The sequence below is a fragment of the Streptomyces sp. NPDC055966 genome, from assembly GCF_042269865.1.
Lineage (GTDB): Bacteria > Actinomycetota > Actinomycetes > Streptomycetales > Streptomycetaceae > Streptomyces.
In genome coordinates, this window is the sequence record NZ_JBHJYK010000004.1 from 329,361 (window position 1) to 345,345 (window position 15,985).

Consider the following 15,985-nt stretch of genomic DNA (forward strand, 5'->3'; position numbering starts at 1 on the left):
ACGGCTCCGTAGAGGGATCGGCGAGGCACTGACTCCTCGCAGCCTAATTCACATACCAACAAGTAGCTACGATGATGCTACCCGTCGGTAATAAGACGCAACCCCTCTCGGCCCGAGTGTGAGAAGGGTCTACTCCGCGGGGGTTCTGCCGCTCTGCCCCTGCCCCGCCCCGGGCCTCGGTACGCTTGCGCCCATGTACGGATACGGCCAGCCCATGGACGGTGGTGCTGCTCAGCAGCAGTACGGCTCGGCGCAGCAGCAGATGCAGGGCGGAGCCGGCGGGTACGGCCAGCAGCCGCCGCTCTACCCGGAGCCGTCCCCGCCCTCCCTCGCGGACGCGGTGCGCGCCTTCACCACCGGGCAGATGGCCGCCGAGGACTTCCAGCAGATCTTCGCCACGTCGAAGGTGTACTGCCCGCGCGGTGACACCCCCGGCTTCCTTGCCCTGCACAACACCCAGCAGCCGGTGATCCCGATGTTCACCTCGCTGAAGGAGCTGCGCCGGTACGCGGGCAAGGAGTCCAAGTACTTCGTGATCACCGGCGCCGAGGTGATCGACCTGCTGCCGACCGGCTACGGCTTCGTCCTGGACATGGAGGGCGAGCACCGGATGGTGTTCGACGCGAAGGCCGTCGAGCAGATGGTGGACTTCGCGATGCGCCGGATGTACGGCGGCTGAGCCGCGCGCCGTCTCGACCGAGAGAGCCCGGAGGGAATGCCCTCCGGGCTCTTCGCGTTGGGGGTGGCAGAAAGTTCAACGCTCAACTAAAGTGGGCGCACAAGGAGGTACCGACCATGCCTGCAGTGACCGTCGAGAACCCGTTGACGCTGCCCCGCGTGACCGCACCCGCCGACGCCGTCGCGCGTCCGGTGCTGGCTGTCAGCACCGCTCCGAGCGGTTTCGAGGGCGAGGGTTTCCCCGTCCGTCGGGCGTTCGCGGGGATCAACTACCGTCACCTCGACCCGTTCATCATGATGGACCAGATGGGCGAGGTGGAGTACGCGCCGGGCGAGCCCAAGGGCACCCCCTGGCATCCGCACCGCGGCTTCGAGACCGTCACCTACATCATCGACGGCACCTTCGACCACCAGGACAGCCACGGCGGTGGCGGCACCATCACCAACGGTGACACCCAGTGGATGACCGCCGGCTCGGGCCTGCTGCACATCGAGGCCCCGCCGGAGTCCCTCGTGGTGTCCGGCGGCCTCTTCCACGGCCTCCAGCTGTGGGTGAACCTGCCCGCCAAGGACAAGATGATGGCTCCGCGCTACCAGGACATCCGCGGCGGTCAGGTCCAGCTGCTCACCTCCCCCGACGGCGGCGCGCTGCTCCGCGTCATCGCGGGCGAGCTGGACGGCCACCAGGGCCCCGGGATCACGCACACGCCGATCACGATGATCCACGCGACGCTGGCGCCGGGCGCGGAGATCACCCTGCCGTGGCGCGAGGACTTCAACGGCCTGGCGTACGTCCTGGCGGGGCGCGGTGCGGTCGGTGCCGAGCGGCGTCCGGTCCACCTGGGCCAGACCGCGGTGTTCGGCGCCGGGTCCTCGCTGACCGTCCGCGCGGACGAGAAGCAGGACAGCCACACCCCGGACCTGGAGATCGTCCTCCTCGGCGGACAGCCGATCCGTGAGCCCATGGCGCACTACGGCCCGTTCGTCATGAACACCCGCGACGAGCTCCAGCAGGCCTTCGAGGACTTCCAGAAGGGCCGGCTGGGGACGATCCCGGCGGTGCACGGCATGACCGAGGGCGGACCGCAGGGCTGACTCGGTTGGTTCAAGGAAACAGGGCACACGTCCGGCGGTCATGATCCGCTGGACGTGTGCATCTGCTCCCCGATCCCGTCCGGCGCCTCGCCGCCTGGTGCGCCGTGCTGCTGCTCGTCGCGGGAGTGGGCTGGGTCGGGGTGCGGCTGTGCGGGGAGTTCCGTACGGCCGTCACGCCGGTGCTGCTCGCGCTGCTCGGGACCGCGCTGCTCGGGCCGTTGTACCGGCAGCTCGTCGCGGCGCGGGTACAGCCGTCGGTGGCGGCCGCCCTGACCTGCGTCGCCGTCGTGGCCGTGGTCGGCGGGGCCGTGTACATCGTCGTCGCCGCGCTCGTCGACACCGGGGACCAGATCATCTCCTCGCTGCGGGCCGCCGCCAAGAGCGTGTCCCAGCACTTCGGGGCCGCCGGGACCGGGCTGGACGACCTGGCCGCCAACTCCCGCAAGCTGCTGGCCAAGTTCGGCGGGACGGCCGCCTCCAACGTGATCAGCGGGGTGAGCGTCGCCGCCGAGAGCATCGCCATGGCGGTCCTCGCCCTGCTGCTCGTCTTCTTCTTCCTGCGCGACTCCCACCGGGCCGTCGAGGGCCTGCGCGCCATTGCGCCCGGGGACACCGCCGACACCGTGGAGGCCATCGCCCGGCGGGCCTTCGAGGCGGTGGAGGGGTTCATGCGCGGTACGACGCTCATCGCGCTCATCGACGCCGTCTGCATCACCGTCGGCCTGCTGGTCCTGCGGGTGCCCGGCGCGATCGGGCTCGGCGCGCTGGTCTTCGTCGGCGCCTACATCCCCTATCTCGGCGCCTTCCTCTCCGGCGCGGTGGCCGTCCTGGTCGCCCTCGCCGACCGCGGCTTCGTCATCGCGCTGTGGGCGCTCGGCGTCGTCCTCGCCGTGCAGGTGCTGGAGGGGCATGTGCTGCAGCCGGTCATCCAGAGCCGGACCGTGCAGATGCATCCGGCGGTGGTGATGCTCGCGATCACCGCCGGGGCGTCCGTCGCCGGCATCCTCGGCATGCTGCTCGCCGTACCGCTGACCGCGGCCGCCTTCGGGGTGGTGCAGGAGCTGCGCGGCCGTTACGCGGCGCCGCCCTCCGCGGCCGCCTCGGCCTCCCCGACGCCGTCGGACCCGTCGGCCCCGCCCCCGGACTCGTAGAGCGCGAACCAGATGCTCTTGCCCTCGCCCCGGGGGTCCACGCCCCAGGCGTCGGCGAGGAGCTCGACCAGCATCAGGCCGCGCCCGGAGGAGGCCAGCTCGCCGGGGCGGCGCCGGTGGGGCAGGTCGTCGCCCGTGTCCGTGACCTGCGCCCGGAGCCGGCGCGCCCCCGGTTCGCCGGTCACCTCGGCCAGCAGCAGCGCGTCGGTGTCGGTGTGGACGAGGACGTTGGTGACCATCTCCGAGACGAGCAGCACCGCCGAGTCGACCTGGTCCGGCGAGGCCCAGTCGTGCAGCAGCTCGCGCAGGTGCTGGCGGGCCTCGGTGATCCGGTCCGGCTCGTCCTGCGCCACCGACAGCAGGGTGCGCCGGACCGCGGGCCGGGCGGTGCGCTCCGGCGTCCGGCACAGCAGCACCAGCGCGATGTCGTCCTCGCGGCGGTCGGCCAGCGGGCCGGTGGTGTGGTGCGAGGACGGCCCGTGCACGCCCTGCACCAGCGCGTCCGCCAGCGACTCCAGGCCGGCCGCCCCCTGCTGAGCGTCCGCCGGGTGGTCCTCCAGGATCGCGCGCAGCCGCAGCCAGCCGCTGTCGATGTCGTGCCCGCCGGTCTCCAGCAGGCCGTCGGTGCACAGCATCATCGTCTCGCCGGGTTCGAGGGCGAAGCGGGTCGTCGGGTAGTCGGCGTCCGGGTCGATGCCGAGCGGCAGCCCGCCCGCCGTCGGCCGCATCATCACCGTGCCGTCGGCCATCCGGATCGCCGGGTGCGGGTGTCCGGCGCGGGCGATCTCCAGCATCCCGGTCGCCGGGTCCACCTCGATGTACACGCAGGTCGCGAAGCGCAGGTCGGCCGACTGGTCGGTGTGGTCGGCACGGGCGTGGCCGGCGTCGCGGGTGTCGTGGCCGTCGTGGGCGATGCCGTGCAGGAAGCGGGAGACACGGGAGAGCACGGCGTCCGGGCGGTGGCCCTCGGAGGCGTACGCCCGCAGGGCGATGCGCAGCTGGCCCATCAGGCCCGCCGCCCGTACGTCATGGCCCTGGACGTCCCCGACGACCAGCGCGAAGCGGCCGGAGGGCAGCGGGATCATGTCGTACCAGTCGCCGCCGACCTGGAGTCCGCCGCCGGTCGGGATGTACCGGGCGGCCACCCGCATGCCCGGGATCTTCGGGCCGAGCGAGGGCAGCATGGAGCGCTGGAGGCCCTCCGTCAGCTCGCGCTCGGACTCGACGGCACTGGCCCGGGACAGCGCCTGGGCGAGCATCCGGGCGACCGTGGTGAGCACCGCGCGCTCGTCGGGCGTGAACGCCACCGGGCAGGTGAAGGCGGCCAGCCAGGCGCCCATCGTGTGCCCGGCGACCGTCAGCGGCAGAAAGGCCCAGGACCGGCGGCCGAAGGGCTGGGCGAGCGGCCAGGTGACGGGGTAGCGCTCCTTGTACTCCTGCGGCGAGGAGAGATAGACCGCCCGGCCGGTGCGAGCGACCTCGGCCGCCGGGTAGTCGGTGGCCAGCGGCATGTCCGAGAACGGGTTCATGTCGCCGGGCTCGTGCCCGTGCTGGCCGGTGATCGTCAGCCGGTCGCCCTGGACCCCGAAGACCACCAGCCCGTCCGGGGAGAAGCCCGGCATCGACAGACCGCCGGCCACCCGCAGCACCTCCTCGGTCGACCGGGCCTCCGCCAGCGCCCGGCCCGCGTCCAGCAGGAACGCCTCCCGTGAGCGCCGCCAGTCCCCGGTGACCGCGCTGCGCCCGGCCGGCGTGCCCGGGGCCGGCTCGGTGACCTCCTGGAGGGTGCCGATCAGCTCGAAGGCCTGCCGCTCACGGTCGTAGGACGGCTTCGACCGGCTGCGCACGACCCGCAGGACGTTCCCCCGCTCGTCCATGATCCGGATGCGTACCTCGGCGAGCGTGCCCTCGGCGACCGCCAGCGGCACCACCCCGGTGATCTCGTTCCAGTCGGCCGGGTGCAGCCGGGCCCGCGCCTGGGCCTCCGTGAGGGTGGCGGGCTCCGCGGGCAGCCCGAGCAGCCGCGCCGCCTCCGCGTCGACGGTGACCAGTCCTGTGGCCGTGTCCCAGTGCCACAGCCCGGTCGCGAGGGCGGCGAGGACGTCCCCGACGGACGGAAGCGGCTCGCGTGTACGCATTGCCCCACTTTAGGAAGGTCCGAGCGGAGGGTGCCACCGTAGGAACGGGAGGAACCTGCCCGCCCTCGCATACGGAGGATCCTCCAGTCGGGGACGCGGAAAAGGGTGGAGAGCCGATCTTGGGGTGCCCGGTACCCTTGATGGGTCCGGGCCCCGTGCCCGATTCGGTCAGGGAGAGCACCCTGGCGGACCACGAACGAAGGACGATGAACGACGATGCATCGGTACAGGTCCCACACCTGCGGCCAGCTCCGCGCCTCTGACGTCGACACCGACGTCCGGCTGAGTGGCTGGCTGCACAATCGGCGCGACCTGGGCGGCATCCTCTTCATCGATCTGCGCGACCACTACGGCATCACGCAGCTGGTCGCCCGCCCCGGCACGCCCGCGTACGAGGCCCTGGACACGATCTCCAAGGAGTCCACGGTCCGCGTCGACGGCCGCGTTGTTTCACGTGGAACCGAGAACATCAACCCCGAGCTGCCCACCGGCGAGATCGAGGTCGAGGTCTCCGAGGTCGAGCTGCTCGGCGCGGCAGCCCCGCTGCCCTTCACGATCAACGCCGAGGACGGGGTCAACGAGGAGCGGCGCCTGGAGTACCGCTTCCTGGACCTGCGCCGCGAGCGCATGCACCGCAACATCATGCTGCGTACGGCGGTCATCTCCGCGATCCGCCACAAGATGACCGCGCTCGGCTTCAACGAGATGGCGACGCCGATCCTGTCCGCGACCTCCCCCGAGGGCGCCCGCGACTTCGTCGTCCCCTCCCGGCTCAACCCCGGCAAGTTCTATGCCCTGCCGCAGGCCCCGCAGCAGTTCAAGCAGCTGCTGATGATCTCCGGCTTCGACCGCTACTTCCAGATCGCGCCCTGCTTCCGCGACGAGGACGCCCGCGCCGACCGCTCGCCGGGCGAGTTCTACCAGCTCGACGTCGAGATGAGCTTCGTCGAGCAGGAGGACGTCTTCCAGCCGATCGAGCGGCTGATGACCGAGCTGTTCGAGGAGTTCGGCGGCGGCCGCCACGTCACCTCCCCCTTCCCGCGGATCCCGTTCCGCGAGGCGATGCTGAAGTACGGCTCCGACAAGCCGGACCTGCGCGCCCAGCTGGAGCTGGTGGACATCACCGACGTCTTCGAGGGCTCGGAGTTCAAGGCCTTCGCCGGCAAGCACGTGCGCGCCCTGCCGGTGCCGGACGTCTCCGCCCAGCCGCGCAAGTTCTTCGACCAGCTCGGCGACTTCGCCGTCTCCCTCGGCGCCAAGGGCCTGGCCTGGGTCCGCGTCGGCGAGGACGGCGCGCTGTCCGGCCCGATCGCGAAGTTCCTCACCGAGGAGAACGTCGCCGAGCTGACCAAGCGCCTCTCGCTCGCCCCCGGCCACGCGATCTTCTTCGGCGCGGGCGAGTTCGACGAGGTCTCCAAGATCATGGGCGCCGTCCGTGTCGAGGCCGCCAAGCGCGCCGGCCACTTCGAGGAGAACGTCTTCCGGTTCTGCTGGATCGTCGACTTCCCGATGTACGAGAAGGACGAGGACACCGGCGCGATCGACTTCTCGCACAACCCCTTCTCGATGCCGCAGGGCGGCCTGGAGGCCCTGGAGACCCAGGACCCGCTGGACATCCTGGGCTGGCAGTACGACATCGTCTGCAACGGCGTCGAGCTGTCCTCCGGCGCGATCCGGAACCACGAGCCGGAGATCATGCTGAAGGCCTTCGAGATCGCGGGCTACGACCGCGAGACCGTCGAGGAGAAGTTCGCGGGCATGCTCCGCGCGTTCCGCTTCGGCGCCCCGCCGCACGGCGGCATCGCCCCCGGCGTGGACCGCATCGTCATGCTCCTCGCGGACGAGCCCAACATCCGCGAGACGATCTCCTTCCCGCTCAACGGCAACGCCCAGGACCTGATGATGGGCGCGCCGACCGAGCTGGAGGAGGCCCGGCTGCGCGAGCTGCACCTGAACATCAGGAAGCCGCAGCCGAAGTAGACAGTGCGTGCGGCTGAGGCCCGGAACCCCGAGGTGGGTTCCGGGCCTCAGCCGTTGTCGGTGTCGTCGTTGTCCTCGTCGTCGGTGTCGGGGAACTCCTCGTCGGGAGACGCGCCGTCCTCCAGCAGCCGTTCGGCGATGTCGTCGGACCAGTGCTGGGCCCAGGCGCGCAGGGCGACGACCTCGTTCTCGTCCAGCCCGTGGCGCAGGAAGTCCCGGTCGGCGTAGAAGTCCGTGCCGGTCAGCCGGGACTGGAGGGTGGGCAGGTCGAAGGGGTCATGGGCGTGCCGGCGGCCCAGCTCCTCCAGGCCGGGCAGCGGGAACCGGGCGGCCGCGGCCCGCGCGTCGACCAGGTCGACGGCGGCGCCCCGGTCGTACAGCGCGCGGATCTTCGTACCGACCGCGTCCGCCAGGGACAGCGTGGGGCCGTACTCGGTGAGGCACGGCGGCCGCCAGAGCGCCTCCTTGTGCAGCGCGAGCGCGCACTGCTCGCCGCTCTCGGGGTCGGTGACCGTCAGCTGAGCGGTGAGCACGCCGACGGTCCCCGTCCGCACCCGGCGGCCCCGTGCCTCCAGCGCGGCGGCCACGGCACCGGCGATCATCGGCAGGTCCTCGGGGCTCTCCGTGGCGAAGTCGAGGTTCGCGTGCGGCCGGTGCAGCAGACCGTGCGCCTGGAGGGCGTAGCCGCCGGCGAGCACCAGCCCGTGGGGGCCGCCCGCGGTGACGACGTCGGCGAGCAGCCGGCGGTGGGATTCGGGGAGGTGGACGTGGTGGTTCACGACATCGGACTCTGCCAGAGAGAATTCCGGGAAGGTCGGCAACTCCTCGCGGCGCGGCGGCCACTGAGGGGGCGCCAGTACCAGATCCACGACGGCGACCTCGACATCACCAACGGCTCGGACCTGGTCACCGTCGACGACGGCTATGCGCCCCTGTACAGCATCGACTCCCGCGCCAAGGCGCAGGTCGTGGCGCAGAACAACTTCTGGAAGGTGCCGAGCGGCGGCAAGGTCGCGGCGCTGCTCAGCGGCGACGGCACCGGCGTCCTGAAGGAGGCCGCCCGGACCCGGGCATGCGCGAGGGCGCCGAGTGCTGAAACTCGGCGCCCTCTGCGCTACGGAGTACGACCCGGTCAGCCCGCGTCGCCGCCGAAGCGCTCCTTGTACGCCGCCAGGTCCTCGTCGGTCAGCTTGGCGAACAGGACCGGCGGGACGGTGAAGGCGGTGCCCGGCGGGACGGAGGCGAGGGACCTGGCCTCGTCCGGGGTGACCCAGGTCGCGGTGTCCTCGGTCAGGGCGAAGGCCTCGCGCATCGCCTTGGCCGTGGCCGGGATCAGCGGCTCGGAGACCACCGCGTACAGGTGGATCAGGTTCATCGCCGTACGCAGCGTCAGGGCGGCCGCGTCCTTGTCGGTCTTGATCTCCAGCCAGGGGGCCTTCTCCTCCAGGTAGGAGTTGCCGGCCGACCACAGGGCGCGCAGGGCGGCGGCCGCCTTGCGGAACTGGAGGGTCTCCATGTGGCCCTCGTACTCGGCGAGGAGCTCGGCGATCTGCTCGCCGAGCTTCGTCTCGGCCTCGCCGGGCGTGCCGCCCTCCGGGACCGCGTCGCCGAAGCGCTTCCTGGAGAAGGACAGGACGCGGTTGACGAAGTTGCCGAGGGTGTCGGCGAGGTCCTTGTTGACCGTGGCGGTGAAGTGCTCCCAGGTGAAGGACGAGTCGTCCGACTCGGGCGCGTTGGCGATCAGGAAGTAGCGCCAGTAGTCGGCGGGCAGGATCTCCAGGGCCTGGTCGGTGAAGACGCCGCGCTTCTGCGAGGTGGAGAACTTGCCGCCGTAGTACGTCAGCCAGTTGAAGGCCTTGACGTAGTCGACCATCTTCCAGGGCTCGCGGATGCCGAGCTCCGTGGCCGGGAACATCACCGTGTGGAAGGGGACGTTGTCCTTGGCCATGAACTCGGTGTACCGGACGTCCTCGGCCTCGTACCACCACGACTTCCAGTCGCGGTTCTCCGGGTCCCGGTCCGCCCACTCCTTGGTGGCGCCGATGTACTCGATCGGCGCGTCGAACCAGACGTAGAAGACCTTGCCCTCGGCGGCCAGCTCCGGCCAGGTGTCGGCCGGGACCGGGACGCCCCAGTCCAGGTCACGGGTGATCGCGCGGTCGTGCAGACCCTCGGTCAGCCACTTGTGGGCGATCGAGGAGGCCAGCTGCGGCCAGTCCTTGTCGTGCTTGGCGACCCACTCGCGGACCTCGTTCTCCAGCTTGGACTGGAGGAGGAAGAGGTGCTTGGTCTCGCGCACTTCGAGGTCCGTGCTGCCGGAGATCGCCGAGCGCGGGTTGATCAGGTCGGTCGGGTCCAGCACGCGGGTGCAGTTCTCGCACTGGTCGCCGCGGGCCTTGTCGTAACCGCAGTGGGGGCAGGTGCCCTCGACGTAGCGGTCGGGCAGGAAGCGGCCGTCGGCGGGGCTGTACACCTGCCGGATCGCGCGTTCCTCGATGAAGCCGTTCTCGTTCAGCCGGCGGGCGAAGTGCTGGGTGATCTCGCGGTTCTCCGCGGACGAGCTGCGGCCGAAGTAGTCGAACGCGAGCGCGAAGCCGTCGTAGACCGCCTTCTGGGCGTCGTGCGCCTGCGCGCAGAACTCGGCGACCGGCAGACCCTGCTCCTTGGCGGCCAGCTCGGCGGGGGTGCCGTGCTCGTCCGTCGCGCAGATGTAGAGGACGTCGTGGCCGCGCTGGCGCAGGTACCGGGAGTACACGTCCGCCGGGAGCATGGACCCCACCATGTTGCCCAGGTGCTTGATCCCGTTGATGTACGGAAGGGCGCTGGTGATGAGGTGTCGAGCCATCGTGGCTGCTCCCAGGTCGCTGCTTTTTCTGCGGTTTCGAACCTTGAAATCGTAGCCGACAGGGGTGGGCCGCCCGCTTCCCGTTTTGCAGGGTGGGACCCGGAGGGAAGGGGCGGCCCGGTGGGGACGGGGTGACTACTGTCGGTTACGGCTTCCAGTCGATCAGTACGCCGTCGTACAGCTCGGTGTCCGTCAGCTCGCGGGGGGCCGGGCCCGCGTGGAAGAAGGACGTGTTGGGGGTCTTCAGCTTGCGGAGGTAGTCGAAGGCCTTGTTGTCGTTGTCTCCGAAGGCGACGAAGGAGAAGAAGACGGCGGGGTGGGAGCCGGCGGCCGCGGTGAGGGCCTGGGTGGCGGGGGTCTTGGCGTCGGGGGCGCCGTCGGTCTGGAAGACGACGAGGGCGGGCGTGCCGGGGCCGTCGTTGTCGTTGGCGTCGTTGTGCCGGTCGTAGTGGGCGAGTACGGCTTCCACGGCGGCGTGGTAGCTGGTACGGCCCATGCGGCCGAGGCCGGCGTGGACGTCGTCGATCTTCGTCTCGTGGTCCGGGGTGAGGGTGAGGTCGGTGGTGCCGTCGATCTCCGTGGAGAAGAAGACGACGTGGACCGAGGTCTCCTCGGGCTCCAGGTGGGCGGCGAGGGCGAGGGTCTGGTCGGCGAGGGCCTGGGCGGAGCCGTCCTTGTAGTACGGGCGCATGCTCGCGGAGCGGTCGAGCACGAGGTAGAGCTTGGCTCGGGTGCCGGTGAGGCCGGCGGTGGCGAGGGCGTCCGCGGCGGCCTTGTGGGCGGTGGCGAGGGAGTGGGGCAGGGGGGCGGTGGCGGTTGCCTCCGGCGCGACGGGAGTCGGCGCCTCGGCTTCGCCTTCGGCACCGGTGCCCCCACCCGCACCACCCGTACCACTCTCGTCGTCGACCGCGGGTGGCCCCTGCGGGACGTCCTCGCCGTCGGCGGCTTGCGGCACGGTGGCCGGCTCCCCGGCCGCCGCGGCGGCGTTGTCCGCGGGGGCGGCCGTCTTGTCGGCCTCGGGGGCCGGTGCCGGGGCCTCCGGCGCGACAAGGGCGGGCGCTGCCTCCGGTTCGGGCTCGGCTTCCGGGGTGGCGGTGTTCGCCTCCGGCGCGGCGGGGACGGGCGCCGGCTCGGCCTCGGGCTCGGCTTCGGGCGTGGGGGCGGTCGCCTCCGGGGCGGGGGCAGTGGCTTCCGGCTCCGCCTCCGTCTCCGGTTCGGTGGGCTCTTGCGCGACCTGCTCGACGGTCGGCTGGGGTTCGGTCTCCGGTTCGGCCGTCGGCTCCGTGGCCGTCTGAGGCTCGGCCGCTTCCGCGGTGGTGGGTTCCGGTGCGGCCTCCGGCTCGGTCCGTGCCGCTTCCGGTTCCGGCGTCGGGTCCACGTCGGTGGTGGGCGTGGCCTCGGCCGTCTCCTGCGGGCCCGGCTCGGCGCCGTCCGCCGCCTGCGGCTCCGCGTTCCGGGGCTCCGCCTCCGGCTCGGTGTCAGCCTCGGCTTCGGCTTCGGCGCCAGCCTCGACCCCGGCCGTCGTCTCGGGCTCGGTGCCAGCCTCGGCCTCTGCCGTCGTCTTGGGCTCGATGTCGGCGTCGGACTCGAAGCCAGCCTCGACCAGCGAGTTGGCTTCGGCGTCGCCCCCGACCTCGGCCGTCGTCTCGGGCTCGGCGTCGGTGTCGACGGTTGCCTCGCCCTCGACCGTCGCCTTGGGCTCGGTGTCGACCTCGACCGTTGCCTTGACCTCGCCGTCAGCCGTCGCCTCAGCCTCAGCCGTGGCCTCGACCTCGCCCTCGACGGTCGCCTCGCCCTCGGCCTCAGCCTCGGCCGCCGCCTCGTCCTCGACGGTCGCCTTGTCCTCGGCCTCAGCCGTCGCCTCAGCCTCAGCCGTCGCCTCGACCTCGCTCTCGACGGTCGCCTCGCCCCCGGCTTCAGCCTCGGCCGTCGCCTCAGCCGTCGCCTCGCCCCCGGCCTTCGTCTCGGCCTCAGCCTTCGTCTCCGGGCCGGTGCTGGATTCGGTCAGGGCCTCCGGCTCGGTCGGGTGGGGGACCTTGACGTTGTCGAAGGCGGCTGCCACCAGGTCGTGGGTGCCGGGGTTTTCCTGGCGGGGTTCGGGGACCGTGGCGGTCGGGCCGGAGGCCGTTGTGGGGGGCTCGGTCGGTCGGGTCGCGAGACGGCTCGCACCCTCCGCCTCGGCGGCTCGTCCCTTGCGTGAGCGGCCGAATGCGTTCCGCAGGAGAGTGAGAATGCCCATGTGCGCAACCCTTCGCGTGAGTTGATGCCCGTAGATCCCTGGCCAGGACGGACACGTAAGGTTAGCGAAGCGCTCAGTGGGGAGATGCGATCGACCGGGCCGCGGCGACCTCCTGGCGCAGGGGTTCCAGAACGCTGCCCGCCGGGCCGGTGAGATCCGTGCGAACCGGGGTCAACGTTTCGGCGTTGCGCACGCCCTCCGACAGCTCCCGCAGTTGCAGCGCGATCTGCGCGACCTCGGCCGGCGACGGCGGCTGTGCCCCGTGCTTCACGCGGACGCGGGCCGCCGTCGTGGCGTCCACGATGCGCTCGACGGCGACGACCAGCGGCCACCAGGCCGCCGCGCGGCGGCCGGTCGGCGGCGGTTCGGTCAGGGCCCGCTGGAACTCCGTACGGATGACCGACAGATCGCGGTAGAGGCGGCGGCGCATGCGGGCGCGGGCGGCGGGGTCCGGGGCCGTGCCCGGGGCGAACGCCTTCTCCACGTAGGCCGCCGTGTCCGCCACCGCGTCCGCCAGACGGTCGCCGACGCGGGTGCGCCAGCTCTCCGGCCACAGGAGGTACCCGGCGGTCAGGGCGATCGCGCAGCCCAGGAGGGAGTCCGTCAGGCGGGGCAGGAGGAGGGCCGTGCCCTGGTGGTTCAGGATGTCCGAGAGGAGGAGGATCACCGGGGTGATGGCGGCGGTCTGGTAGCCGTAGCCCCGTGGGGTCAGGGCCGGGATCAAAGGGGCCAGGAACAGCATCGCCGGGACGTCCCACCAGCCCAGGGGGACCTCGGCCAGGACCACCGCCGCGATCACCAGGCCCGCCACCGTGCCGAGCGCGCGCAGCAGGGCGCGGGAGAAGACCGAGCCGAAGTCGGGCTTGAGGACGAAGGTGATCGTCAGGGCCACCCAGTACGAGCGCGGGACCGGGATCAGGGAGACGAGGGCCTGGGCGATGCCGATGCAGACGGCGAGGCGCAGGCCGTAGCGCCAGGAGTTGGCGGAGAGGATCACGTTGCGGGTCGCCCGTGCCGTGCGGATGCCCAGGGCGGCGGGGCGGCCGAGGCGGTCGTCGATGCCGCGCGGGTCCACGTCGGGGCAGGCGACCACCTCGGCCGTGTGGCGCAGGGCGTGGTCCACCGCGCGGGCCGTCTCGGTCAGCGGGACCGGGAGGTCGAGCGCCGTCGGACCCGTGGCGCCCGTTTCGACGGCGTGGGCCAGGCGGTGGACGGCCTCCGGGATCTGCGGGGACAGCGGGCGGGCCGCCCAGTGGGCCGCGGGGGCCGCCTCCAGTATCGGGGTGACGGCGTTCAACTGGGCCAGCAGACGCGTGAGTTCGGGGCTGCGGCCGTGCTGGCGGGCGCGGCGGGCCAGCACCAGGTCGTACGACTGGTTCAGGGACTGGGTGACCGCCTGGCGGGCCTGGTCGTACTCCTCGATGCGGTCGGTGCCGGAGACGGTGAGGAGCGCGGCGACCGCGCGGTACGTGGCGGCCACCGCCGCGCGTTCCGGTACGCCCGAGCGCAACGGCCAGGCGAGCAGGGCGAGGAGGAGGACCAGGAGGCCGCCGCCGCTCATCAGGGCCGGGGCGAGCCACCAGGGGTGGGGCAGGGGCAGGCCCGCGCCCACCACGCAGTTCAGGAGCAGGAGCAGGCCGGAGACCGAGGCGACCGCGCCGATCGTCGAGATCATGCCGGAGAGCAGGGCCACGCCGGTGACCGCCGCCACCGCGTACCAGCCATGGCCGTACACCAGCGTGCCCAGCGTGACGCCGACTGCGCCGAGGAGCTGGGGGACGGCGATGTTGAGGATGCGCATGCGGTAGGCGTCGGCGGTGTCGCCGATGACGCCGGAGAGGGCGCCCATGGAGGCGAGGGCGCCGTAGGCCGGGTGGCCGGTGGCGAGGCCGATCGCGAGGGGGAGGGCCAGGGCGATGGCGGCGCGGGCCACGGCGGGACGGTTGACGGGGGACTGCTGGGGTTGGAGGTTCCGGACCAGCCAGTCGGGAGGGGTGAGGCCGATGGGGAACTCTCGGGACATGGGCCCATTATCCGGTTCCGCTCCGGCTTCCTCTCAGGTCAGGTCGGGTCAGGTCGGGTCAGGCCTGTGCCCGGGACCGGGGTGTCTCCGGTGTCGGCGCCGGGGCCGGCGGCCGGCGGCGGGAGGGGCGGCCCGGGCGGTTCAGGCGGACGTTGCGGGTCAGCCAGGTGACCGCGGCCGCGGTCAGGCCGAGGGCCAGCAGGAGCCAGGCCGTGGTGCGGAGGGTGGCGGTGAGGGCGTCGTAGACCGCGGCCGCGGCGGGGTGGGGGACGTCGGCGGGCAGGTCGGCGAGGGTCAGGGCGCGGCCGATGGACAGGGCCAGGGCCAGGAGGCCGCCGCCCAGAGCCGTGCCGAGGGCGGTCGCCGTGATGGCCCGGCGGCGGTGGACGGCCAGGCCGATGCCGGTCGCGGCGAAGGCGACCGCCGCGACCGGCAGCCAGAAGCCGGCTACCTCCAGCACGTGGAACCCCTTCCGGTACGCGGCCAGTTCGTCCCCGGGGAGCACGGCGACCGGGGTGTGCTGCACCGGGATGCGCGCGGCCAGCGGCACGTGGTCCTCGGTGAGCCGGCGCTTGACCGGGTCGGTGACGGAGGCGAGGTCGACGGTGACCGGCTGCCCGGCCGTCATGTCCTGCTCGTCGCGCAGGGCGCGCAGCACCGCGTCGTGGGTGACCTGGTTGCCGGTGTCCCAGGCCAGCCGGAACGCCTCGGTCTGGGTGAAGGAGCGCACCGCGTCGTGCACGAAGGGACGCAGGGAGCCTCCCCCGGAGGGGGTACCCCCGGCCGGGCGGACGGTCATGTGCTCGTCCACCACGCGCCAGAGGCCGTCGCCGACCGTGTTCGCGACGGCTTCCCGCACCGCCGGGTCGGCGGCGAGCGGCGCCATCGTGGTGACGTAGCGGCCCGTGTCCACCAGCCCGTACGCCGCCCAGGCCGCCAGCGTGCCGAACGGTACGAGGAGGCAGGACAGGGTGATCAGTGCGGCCGACAGGGCGCTCCTGAGACGTGGGGGCACGTTTCCAGGCAACGGCCTTCGGACGGGGCGCGCGACCCGGGCGCGGCGTTCGGGTGGTCTTCGCCCCGTCGTGCGCCCCGCCGTGCGGCCACCGTGCGCCCCGCCGTGGGCCGCACCGCGCGCACCTGGGGCTTCGGCTCCTCCGGTGGAGGGTTCGGCCGAACGGGTGTTTCCTGGTGCTGGGGAGACGGAAACCGGCTCATGGGGCCGGTGTGGGTAGAGGGAAACAGGGGAGTGCGTGGGCCCCGGTCCGACGGCCCGCCGGACGGGGCCCACGCACACACGCGCCACGCGGTGGCCCGCTCAGCGGATGCGGTGCCCGAAGGCGTCCTCGCGCGTGTAGTAGCGGTAGAAGAACGTGGCGAACGTCGCCCCCGACACCACCAGCGACATCACCGTCGACCGCCAGATCGAGTGCCCGGTCTGGCTGTAGAGGAAGCCGAACGCACAGCCGGCGAACACCGTCCACAGCAGCGCGTGCACCTCCCGCGGCATCCGCGGGGCCAGCGTCAGCAGCGCCATGGACACGACCGCGAACACCAGCGCGCTGACGAACCCGAGCAGCAGGTTCCAGCCCGTGATGGCGCCGCCGGCGCGGTTGTCGGCCGCGACCCAGTAGCCGTACACCAGGCCGAGCACGACCGGGCCGGCGATGTGGGCGACGCGGTGGGTGCGCGCGTCGAAGACGTCGGGCGGGCGGGCGTGCCGGGCAGCTTCCACCTCCGGTGTCCGCCCGGGGCGGGACATGCCGCCGGGCGCGGGTGCCGCTTGAGCCATGAGAGCGCTCCTCTCTCTCCTCGCCCCCGCCTTCCAGAGCACAC

General features: G+C 72.3%; 11 protein-coding genes and 1 pseudogene. 5 read left to right on the plus strand and 7 right to left on the minus strand.

Features of this window, described 5'->3' with window-relative positions:
• The first annotated feature begins 193 nt into the window (after nt 1-193).
• From ACFC8N_RS11280 to ACFC8N_RS11290, 3 genes are all read left to right on the plus strand, one after another.
• Nucleotides 194-679 (plus strand): SseB family protein, encoded by a 486-nt coding sequence (locus tag ACFC8N_RS11280; protein WP_356026042.1) that lies wholly within the window; start codon nt 194-196, stop codon nt 677-679.
• Nucleotides 680-795: 116 nt separating this feature from the next.
• Nucleotides 796-1,773, plus strand: a complete 978-nt coding sequence (locus ACFC8N_RS11285) for a pirin family protein (protein ID WP_356026044.1) — start codon at nt 796-798, stop codon at nt 1,771-1,773.
• Between the two features lie 56 nt (nt 1,774-1,829).
• Nucleotides 1,830-2,924, plus strand: coding sequence for an AI-2E family transporter (locus ACFC8N_RS11290; protein WP_356026047.1), 1,095 nt, complete (start codon nt 1,830-1,832; stop codon nt 2,922-2,924).
• Here the strand turns inward: ACFC8N_RS11290 and ACFC8N_RS11295 are convergent.
• Entirely contained in the window at nt 2,846-5,062 is a 2,217-nt protein-coding gene (locus ACFC8N_RS11295) for a SpoIIE family protein phosphatase (RefSeq protein WP_362822593.1), read from the minus strand. The two genes, ACFC8N_RS11290 and ACFC8N_RS11295, sit on opposite strands and share 79 nt — an antisense overlap.
• 216 nt (nt 5,063-5,278) lie before the next feature.
• On the opposite strand from ACFC8N_RS11295, the gene aspS reads away from it, so the two are divergent.
• Entirely contained in the window at nt 5,279-7,042 is a 1,764-nt protein-coding gene (gene aspS, locus ACFC8N_RS11300; RefSeq protein ID WP_356026052.1) for an aspartate--tRNA ligase, read from the plus strand.
• Between the two features lie 47 nt (nt 7,043-7,089).
• On the opposite strand, the gene ACFC8N_RS11305 is transcribed toward aspS, so the two are convergent.
• Nucleotides 7,090-7,821, minus strand: coding sequence for a hypothetical protein (locus ACFC8N_RS11305; RefSeq protein WP_376287954.1), 732 nt, complete (start codon nt 7,819-7,821; stop codon nt 7,090-7,092).
• A 69-nt stretch (nt 7,822-7,890) separates the two neighbouring features.
• Between ACFC8N_RS11305 and ACFC8N_RS11310 the strand changes: the two are divergent.
• Nucleotides 7,891-8,085 (plus strand): annotated as a pseudogene (locus ACFC8N_RS11310) (hypothetical protein); the annotation flags it as partial.
• Between the two features lie 89 nt (nt 8,086-8,174).
• Here ACFC8N_RS11310 and metG read toward each other — a convergent pair.
• From metG to ACFC8N_RS11335, 5 genes are all read right to left on the minus strand, one after another.
• A complete protein-coding gene (gene metG / locus ACFC8N_RS11315; protein WP_376287955.1) occupies nt 8,175-9,887 on the minus strand; it encodes a methionine--tRNA ligase in 1,713 nt (570 codons plus the stop codon).
• Nucleotides 9,888-10,032: 145 nt separating this feature from the next.
• Nucleotides 10,033-12,126, minus strand: coding sequence for a VWA domain-containing protein (locus tag ACFC8N_RS11320; RefSeq protein ID WP_376287956.1), 2,094 nt, complete (start codon nt 12,124-12,126; stop codon nt 10,033-10,035).
• 73 nt (nt 12,127-12,199) lie between these two features.
• Nucleotides 12,200-14,149: an FUSC family protein gene (locus ACFC8N_RS11325; protein WP_376287957.1), complete on the minus strand. Its 1,950-nt coding sequence runs from the start codon at nt 14,147-14,149 to the stop codon at nt 12,200-12,202.
• A gap of 58 nt (nt 14,150-14,207) precedes the next feature.
• On the minus strand, nt 14,208-15,164 hold the full coding sequence (locus ACFC8N_RS11330) for a hypothetical protein (protein ID WP_356026062.1): 957 nt from the start codon (nt 15,162-15,164) through the stop codon (nt 14,208-14,210).
• A gap of 303 nt (nt 15,165-15,467) precedes the next feature.
• A complete protein-coding gene (locus tag ACFC8N_RS11335) occupies nt 15,468-15,941 on the minus strand; it encodes a hypothetical protein (protein ID WP_356026064.1) in 474 nt (157 codons plus the stop codon).
• Nucleotides 15,942-15,985: the final 44 nt, after the last annotated feature.

Bases quoted from the DNA above. Each gene is read 5' to 3' on its own strand.
- ACFC8N_RS11280 (WP_356026042.1), top strand. From the start codon at position 194: ATGTACGGATACGGCCAGCCCATGGACGGTGGTGCTGCTCAGCAGCAG.
- ACFC8N_RS11285 (WP_356026044.1), top strand. From the start codon at position 796: ATGCCTGCAGTGACCGTCGAGAACCCGTTGACGCTGCCCCGCGTGACC.
- ACFC8N_RS11295 (WP_362822593.1), bottom strand. From the start codon at position 5,062: ATGCGTACACGCGAGCCGCTTCCGTCCGTCGGGGACGTCCTCGCCGCC.
- aspS (WP_356026052.1), top strand. From the start codon at position 5,279: ATGCATCGGTACAGGTCCCACACCTGCGGCCAGCTCCGCGCCTCTGAC.
- metG (WP_376287955.1), bottom strand. From the start codon at position 9,887: ATGGCTCGACACCTCATCACCAGCGCCCTTCCGTACATCAACGGGATC.
- ACFC8N_RS11320 (WP_376287956.1), bottom strand. From the start codon at position 12,126: ATGGGCATTCTCACTCTCCTGCGGAACGCATTCGGCCGCTCACGCAAG.
- ACFC8N_RS11325 (WP_376287957.1), bottom strand. From the start codon at position 14,149: ATGTCCCGAGAGTTCCCCATCGGCCTCACCCCTCCCGACTGGCTGGTC.
- ACFC8N_RS11335 (WP_356026064.1), bottom strand. From the start codon at position 15,941: ATGGCTCAAGCGGCACCCGCGCCCGGCGGCATGTCCCGCCCCGGGCGG.